The 6,397-nt window shown below is 58.8% G+C and carries 9 protein-coding genes; 7 read left to right on the top strand and 2 right to left on the bottom strand.

From position 1 onward, the window contains the following. Positions 1–162: 162 nt before the first annotated feature. Together AWB67_RS33665 and AWB67_RS33660 are read left to right on the top strand one after the other, a co-directional pair. Positions 163–1,611, top strand: coding sequence for a site-specific integrase (locus AWB67_RS33665; protein ID WP_087660329.1), 1,449 nt, complete (start codon positions 163–165; stop codon positions 1,609–1,611). Beyond that, positions 1,608–2,093 carry a hypothetical protein gene (locus AWB67_RS33660; RefSeq protein WP_235025498.1) on the top strand — a complete coding sequence of 162 codons (486 nt, stop codon included), beginning with the start codon at positions 1,608–1,610 and terminating at the stop codon, positions 2,091–2,093. The genes AWB67_RS33665 and AWB67_RS33660 overlap by 4 nt, the downstream gene beginning before the upstream one ends. Here AWB67_RS33660 and AWB67_RS42435 read toward each other — a convergent pair. After that, positions 2,086–2,349: a hypothetical protein gene (locus AWB67_RS42435; RefSeq protein WP_235025497.1), complete on the bottom strand. Its 264-nt coding sequence runs from the start codon at positions 2,347–2,349 to the stop codon at positions 2,086–2,088. The two genes, AWB67_RS33660 and AWB67_RS42435, sit on opposite strands and share 8 nt — an antisense overlap. A gap of 742 nt (positions 2,350–3,091) precedes the next feature. Next, on the bottom strand, positions 3,092–3,298 hold the full coding sequence (locus AWB67_RS40120; protein ID WP_125477801.1) for a hypothetical protein: 207 nt from the start codon (positions 3,296–3,298) through the stop codon (positions 3,092–3,094). A gap of 715 nt (positions 3,299–4,013) precedes the next feature. Between AWB67_RS40120 and AWB67_RS33655 the strand changes: the two genes are divergently transcribed. From AWB67_RS33655 to AWB67_RS33635, 5 genes are all read left to right on the top strand, one after another. Continuing rightward, positions 4,014–4,283, top strand: coding sequence for a CopG family ribbon-helix-helix protein (locus AWB67_RS33655; protein WP_087660328.1), 270 nt, complete (start codon positions 4,014–4,016; stop codon positions 4,281–4,283). Beyond that, complete coding sequence (locus AWB67_RS33650) at positions 4,280–4,603, top strand: type II toxin-antitoxin system RelE/ParE family toxin (protein ID WP_327366964.1); 324 nt, start codon at positions 4,280–4,282, stop codon at positions 4,601–4,603. The genes AWB67_RS33655 and AWB67_RS33650 overlap by 4 nt, the downstream gene beginning before the upstream one ends. A gap of 254 nt (positions 4,604–4,857) precedes the next feature. Then, positions 4,858–5,283 carry a hypothetical protein gene (locus AWB67_RS33645; protein ID WP_125477800.1) on the top strand — a complete coding sequence of 142 codons (426 nt, stop codon included), beginning with the start codon at positions 4,858–4,860 and terminating at the stop codon, positions 5,281–5,283. Beyond that, positions 5,280–5,783 carry a hypothetical protein gene (locus AWB67_RS33640; protein WP_087660326.1) on the top strand — a complete coding sequence of 168 codons (504 nt, stop codon included), beginning with the start codon at positions 5,280–5,282 and terminating at the stop codon, positions 5,781–5,783. The genes AWB67_RS33645 and AWB67_RS33640 overlap by 4 nt, the downstream gene beginning before the upstream one ends. Positions 5,784–5,853: 70 nt before the next feature. Next, positions 5,854–6,246 (top strand): hypothetical protein, encoded by a 393-nt coding sequence (locus AWB67_RS33635; RefSeq protein ID WP_087660325.1) that lies wholly within the window; start codon positions 5,854–5,856, stop codon positions 6,244–6,246. Positions 6,247–6,397 lie beyond the last annotated feature (151 nt).

Below are 6,397 nucleotides of genomic sequence, written 5' to 3'. Positions count from 1 at the left end.
GTCGCAGATGCGTACTACGCCGCTCGCAAGATCGTCAAAGGTCTGCGCGATCAGGACAACCACCTGGTCACACGCGTTATGCGCAAGTGAAGAACGATCTCCTGATACTCGCAGGTCGTGTTAAAGAGGACGCCCTCTCAACACAGCAGGAGTATCTTGGCGATGATCGCAAGACGAACTACCATCCGGCAATTGCCATTGACCGAGGTCGTTGACCGCGACGCACCCGGCGCGACGCCGGTCAGCATCACCACGCCCGGGGGCGGCACCATCTATCACACCGTCCCGCTCGCCGACCCCGACACCGGCAAGCGACGCGGCGCCCGCCCGAAGTGGATTGCAGGCACTTTCCCACTCTTCCCTGTTGTCCGTCTCACTGACGGCGCGCCGTGGGCTGAGGCGAACCTCTGGCTCATCGACATGATGGAGTCGAAGCCGTCGCCCAACATGCTGACGTTCGCCAGCATCTCAGATGACCTGGTGGCATTCCGTCGTTATCTGGATGACGAGGGCGTCGACTGGCTGACGTTCCCCGTGAACAAGCGGCAACGTCCGACGTACCGCTATAGCGCCTCGATCAGGCTGGCCGTGCAGGCAGGCGAACTGTCTCCGGGCGTCGCCAGGCGTCGTATGGGCGCTGTGGTGCGCTTCTATCGATGGCTCATGACCGAGGCAGGTTTCAGACCCGCGAACGCTCCGTGGGTCGAATCTGACCGTTTCATCGAGTTCAAGGACCAGAAGGGCTTCAGCAGCGTGATCGCGGTCAAGACCACTGACCTGTCGATCAGTGGCCGGCGCGCAGAAGACCCGTGGGACGATCACATTCAGGACGGCGGTCGCTTGCGCCCGCTCCCGTCTGCCGAGCAGTCGGTGCTGCTTGAATCGTTAGCCGCACTCGGCAACACCGAGATGACGCTCATTCATCTGTTCGCGCTGTTGACAGGCGCTCGCATCCAGACAGTACTGACCGTGCGCGCGAAACACGTAATGCGCAAGCCGGGCGAGTTTCACGGTGATGACATCCGGCTCGCCTGCGGGCCAGGTACGGGCATCGACACGAAGGGCGGCGTCAAGGGCGTATTGCACCTGCCGCGCGGTTTCTATGAGCGACTGTACGTCTACGTGCACAGCGATCGGGCGCGCAAGCGTCGCCAGATGGCAGACGGCGGCGACCACCCCGATCAGCCGCTCTTTCTGAGCCATCGCGGTGCGCCACTTTACGAGGATCGCGAGTCGCGTGTCCCGCTCAGCACTGGCCCGCAGGTGCGTCGCCACGCCAAGACCGGGCAGGCCGTGCGCCAGTTCATCAGGGACGAACTGTTGCCCATGATGCGCGTGCAACTCGGCAACCCCAGGTATGAGTTCAGCTTCCACGACCTGCGTGCGACCTACGGATTGAACATGGTTGACGCGATGACAGCGAACGGGACGAAGTACACGCGGGCGCTCGATCAGTTGCGGGAGTTGATGTGGCACGTACAATCGGCTATGACCGAGCGCTACCTCGCTTACCGCGAGAATCGCAAGTTGTTCGACGCGGTGCAGGACGGCTGGAGTGCGCACCTGTCGACGCTGGTCACGCGCACCCTCGACACCGCGGTGGCAGCATGAGCCGCCTGTACGAGGAAGTGCGCATGCCGCTCGCGGAGGGCACGACGCTTTTGCATCCCGAGCGCGCGCTGCTCAGGTGGGAAGGCATTGATGGCCGTGCCGATATCGGTCAGATCTGCTACCTGAAGCGTGACACGTCGAGGCCGCAGCGCTCGCGACGCATTTTCGACGTTACAAGCTTCAGCAGCGAACGCGCCAGGGTCGTACGCCTGCTGGTGGCGCACCTTTCCGGGCGGATGACACTTGGCGCGATGCGACCGAAGACGGTCCACGGTGCTTTGCGCGCCGTGCTTGATTTCGTCAACTGGGCGGACAGGCAGGGGCTGCATCAGGTGCTCTGTGACGAGAAGGCTACGGCGGAGGCGGTTCATGGCTACTTCCATGAGAAGCGTGAACAGGTCTCGCTGGGTAACCTAAAGCGCAATGCCGTCGGCCTCTATCAGCGCAATCTGTTGTTGAAATCTGTTGTCGATGCTACGTGAGTTCTTCAGAAACGACGACTTCTGCACCGATGCGAGGGTGCTGCGCCGCCAACAGGCTGCTTCCGTGCCAACGGCTGTGCCAGATACCGAGGCTCAAGCCTCCCTGCTCGCATGGGCTGACGCACTCTTCAACAGCATCAGCACGCTCGTAGTCGACTTCAATCCGTACCCGATGCACGTGACCACGGCACGAGGCGAGCATCTCTGTCTGGTCGTCATCGTCAGAGGCGTCGTGCGCTGTGATGGTGACCTTCACATTTTTCTACTGATAGTTGTGATTTACCTTATCCAGCAACGCGTGGACCTGACATCGACGAACGAGAGTAGCCCTCATCCCTTGTTACCGCGACCATTTGTCTCGGACAAGTTATCGTGCTGCATATGGTCCGAATCTACCGCCGGTAAAATACGAACTTGGACGCCCGGCCGCAGTTGGCTCGCGATTGTAAGGGCCATACGTTGATCGTCGACGACCGTCACAAAGACTCCGTCCGCCTTCGGAACTTCAACTCGCCAACCGCCTTTCGTCGGCCGGACAATGATTTCGGCGTCATCCGCGCCTTCGTTTGTCAGCATCTCTTAACCCACAAGCGGTTGAAACGAGCGGCTTGCCCGCAGGACATTTTGGCACGGTGACTACGCGAAGGAAGCCGAGCGCCTCGGCGCAAACGGCATTTTCCGACGCCGCATTACCTAACCGAAGTGTCGCAGGAAGGCATTACGGCGCCCGCGGAAGTAAGCAGGTGAGACGGCCTCTGCAGGACGCGTCGGACGGATCGATGAGTTTTACATAAAGACAATTAGCGCATTGTAATTAGTCATCCTAATGGTTGTTCCTTCTGCACGTGGCGGGACACCGAGCGCGTCGAGAGCAGCATCATTTCACACGAGCGTCGGTACCTTGTCTTCGCACGAAGTTCGAACCGACATAGAGATCAGGGATAGTGTTGGCGCGTGTGGTTTGCGTTCACAATCCAAATGCGATTGCGGTTGACGCGCTAGGCAATGATGTGCTTCGGCAGCACGACCATCTTACGGGTGTTTGGCGCGCGGCCTTTGCGCAGGCGGAAGCGGTGAACCGGGTAACGTGCCCCCGCCGCGACAACCGTGTCGAAGACGGCGCATGCTGCAGGAAAACTTTCTTCAGTCGTGGATCTTGTCGGGCCTGCGCACCGCACGCGCGTGCCTTGAACAATCTTCGTCATTGCGCCGCTCGCATTGCGCACGCACGTTCAGGCCACCGCTTCTTCGTCGGAATGTTTTCACCTTCTTCTTCGAGGGCCGTTCGCACCTCTTCGCGAAACCTCGCGTCGTAGGCCGGCTTCCTCCCGGTGTCGTGCCCGCCAAACGCTGGTTCGGTCCAAAATCTTCCCATGTCTAACCTCGTTCGGTATGTGCTTCATTACCGCGCGCGGTTGACGCGTCCCCGCTCAAGCTTGCAGATGCGTCGATCATTGCGGCAGTTATGTAACGCCGTCATGTGGCCCTTATGGGGCGCCGGTGGAAAATTGATCATGCAGGAAAGAAAAAGAGTGCTTGTCGCTGTCGGCGAGGACGATCGCACTGTTAGTTCGTTGCCCAGTCGCTGTCATCGCGCTACCACGTGGTAGATCTTTAATATTCGCTACAGCCCCACGCGTCGTCGCGCAGAAGCTGGGGCCGCGCAAAATAATCTGCGACCAATCTCCACGTTCGCGCAACAAAAATAATATAAAGCTTGATACGACGAATTATCAGGCATGGAGCGTCGCGAAAAGTCGGCGTTGGCGGCTGCCGAACGTCGGAATGCGCCGGCGAGCTACCTGACGATGCGGCTGGACTCGCTTTGGACGAACTTGGGGCCCGCCATAACCGCCTGCGCAACACAGGCCGATTATTGATTTACAATAATTCCTATTGGACCATCGACGGAGACTGATCATGGCGGCAGAGACCAGGACGTTGACGGCACAGGTGCCCGTCGAACTTGCTCAGGAAGTAGATGCGTTGTCGGAGCGTCTTGAGCGGCCCCGCCAGTGGATCATCAAGAAGGCGCTGGTCCAGTTCGTTACTCGCGAGGCAGAGAAGCGACGCCTGATTCAGGAAGGTCTGGATGACGTCACTGCGGGCCGTCTGATCTCGATGGACGAAGCTCGGGCCTGGGCGGATAGCCTGGGCGCGGACAACGAGCTGCCGGTACCGAAGGCGTGAGCGTCAAGGTCCTCCCAACCAGCAAAGCGATGTCCGATATGAGCGCGATCGCGGCGCATGTGAAGAAATACAACGACGCCGCCATCGCGCGCAAGGTCGTCAATGCGCTACTCGACGAGGCAGAGCGCCTGGGGCAGGACCGTTTTCATCGTATCGGGGAAGAACTAGACGGCTACGATGGACCCCCGGCGCGCGAAGTGCATCGGTGGGTGGGCCTCCCTGGACGCTACGAACTTCACTACGAAGTCCTGCCGGCCTACGCGGACGAACCTATTGCTATAGCGATCCTTCGTGTCTGGAACACCCGGCAAGACCGGTAAGACCGTGCTCGACCAACCAGTGACGCAACCACAATTCAAAGACTCGTCGAAGGTGACCGCTCTGAGACGGCCTGCGCGTCGATCTGGCACGGAAGCTTGACTTCGGGCGGCATTGGATAGGCTTTGGCGTCAGGGCAATGGTGCAAGAAGGACTAAAAACCAGCCCGGGAATGCCGTTATGCACCAATAGGGTCGGCATCGGGGCCCCCGCCGACCGGCAACGTTGTGATTAAAGCTTTTCCGACTAGATTCAAATGACGCAACACACGCAGGACACAACCGCCGCATACATGGAACGAGCGCGCGTGCTCTCGAGTATGAAAAGGCGGGCCGTCGAAGAGATCATCAAGTCAAGAGGCGGCACCCAGATGACCCACGTCGCCGTGCAGCGGAAAGCGGCGACGATCCTTGGCAAATTGGCGGCATCTATTAACGTCCGCGCGGGCGATGCAAGGCAGCTCGTCAAGATGTATGAGCGGTTCGGGGAGTTCGAGATGCGCGCCGAGCTTGAGAGCCTGTTCGGTATCGCCGACTTGCAGCTGTTGGCCACCGAGACCGATGAAGCGGTCAAGGCTGCCATTCAAATGAAGCGAGCCGATATGAATCTCACAGGCGCAGCGATTACGACGCGCTTGCGAAACCAGCCGCCCAGATCGAGAGAAATCCGGAAAAACAAATGACGATTGACGACGGTACGACCATCTACGTCCAACTACAGATTGATGTGTACGGCGGATGCGTCGAGCTTCTGAGCAAGGAAGTCACGGAGGCTGACGCGCTCCAAATGTTCGCAAAGGCGAGCAGCGACCCCCGATTGATCAAAGAGGACGTCGCAACGTTGCTTGCGACCGAGACTCAAGGCGATGTCTTGCTGTTGGGCTACTCGACCCCGGGGCTTCGGGTCCCTCACGGGACGGTCGCTTTCGCCCGGGAGCATGCAATCGATGCGGCGGAGAAGTATTTCGGCTTCTCGCCCGATGAAGTCCGCGCAGCGCTTCATCCCGGCAATGTCGCAGCATTGATCGACGAGCGCGAACGCGGCATGGCGCGGCTGCAAGATGACTATCCCGAGCTTGCAGAGTTCTACGATGCCTTCGTGGAAGCCATGGACGACATAAGAGAGAACCCCCCGGACGAATTCAAGCGGGAAATGGCGCTGATCCGCGGCCCTCTGCACTAGAAGGCCCCGTTGCCAGCCACCTTCCCTGTTCTCGCGAACAGAAGCCGATTAAAAAGGAGAAAGCAAAATCATGTTGAAGCCGCCAGTCGATGTTTTCGTCACCGGCAAAGCCTTAGTGGATCTTAAGGAGATAGTCGTCAATGCCTGCATCGAAAATGCGAGGTCTGAGGGTTCGAGCTTGACGGTAGCTGAGCGGAAAGGTGCAACTTTCTTTTATAAATATGCCGAAATGAACCTGCGCGTGTCGAAGGCGATGGCCGCGCAATACGTGCGAGTCTATGAGCGCTTCGTCGACTCCCGGCATAGGGCCAAGGTGGAGGCGCTTTTCAATGCAGGCGAGCTGGCGGTTCTCGCGCCGTACTCGGACGATGAACTGACCGAGATCGTGTTGGAGAAGGCAACGAATCCAACCCTTACCCGTGAACAACTGAAACATCTACTCAAGACCCGACAAGCAGCATGAACGGGCACTCAATCACCAACGTCGAAAGGGAAAAACATATGTCCAAACTTGATGGCGCAACTGTCTATGTCGAGCTAGTGCAGTGCGTCACAAATAATGCAACTTAATGACGATTTGTGAGTCTCCATTTGCATGGAGGGAGAACTCATGA

The sequence above is a fragment of the Caballeronia terrestris genome (assembly GCF_001544515.1).
GTDB lineage: Bacteria > Pseudomonadota > Gammaproteobacteria > Burkholderiales > Burkholderiaceae > Caballeronia > Caballeronia terrestris.
Note: the sequence above shows the minus strand (reverse complement) of the source record. Positions and strands in the feature narration are given on the sequence as shown.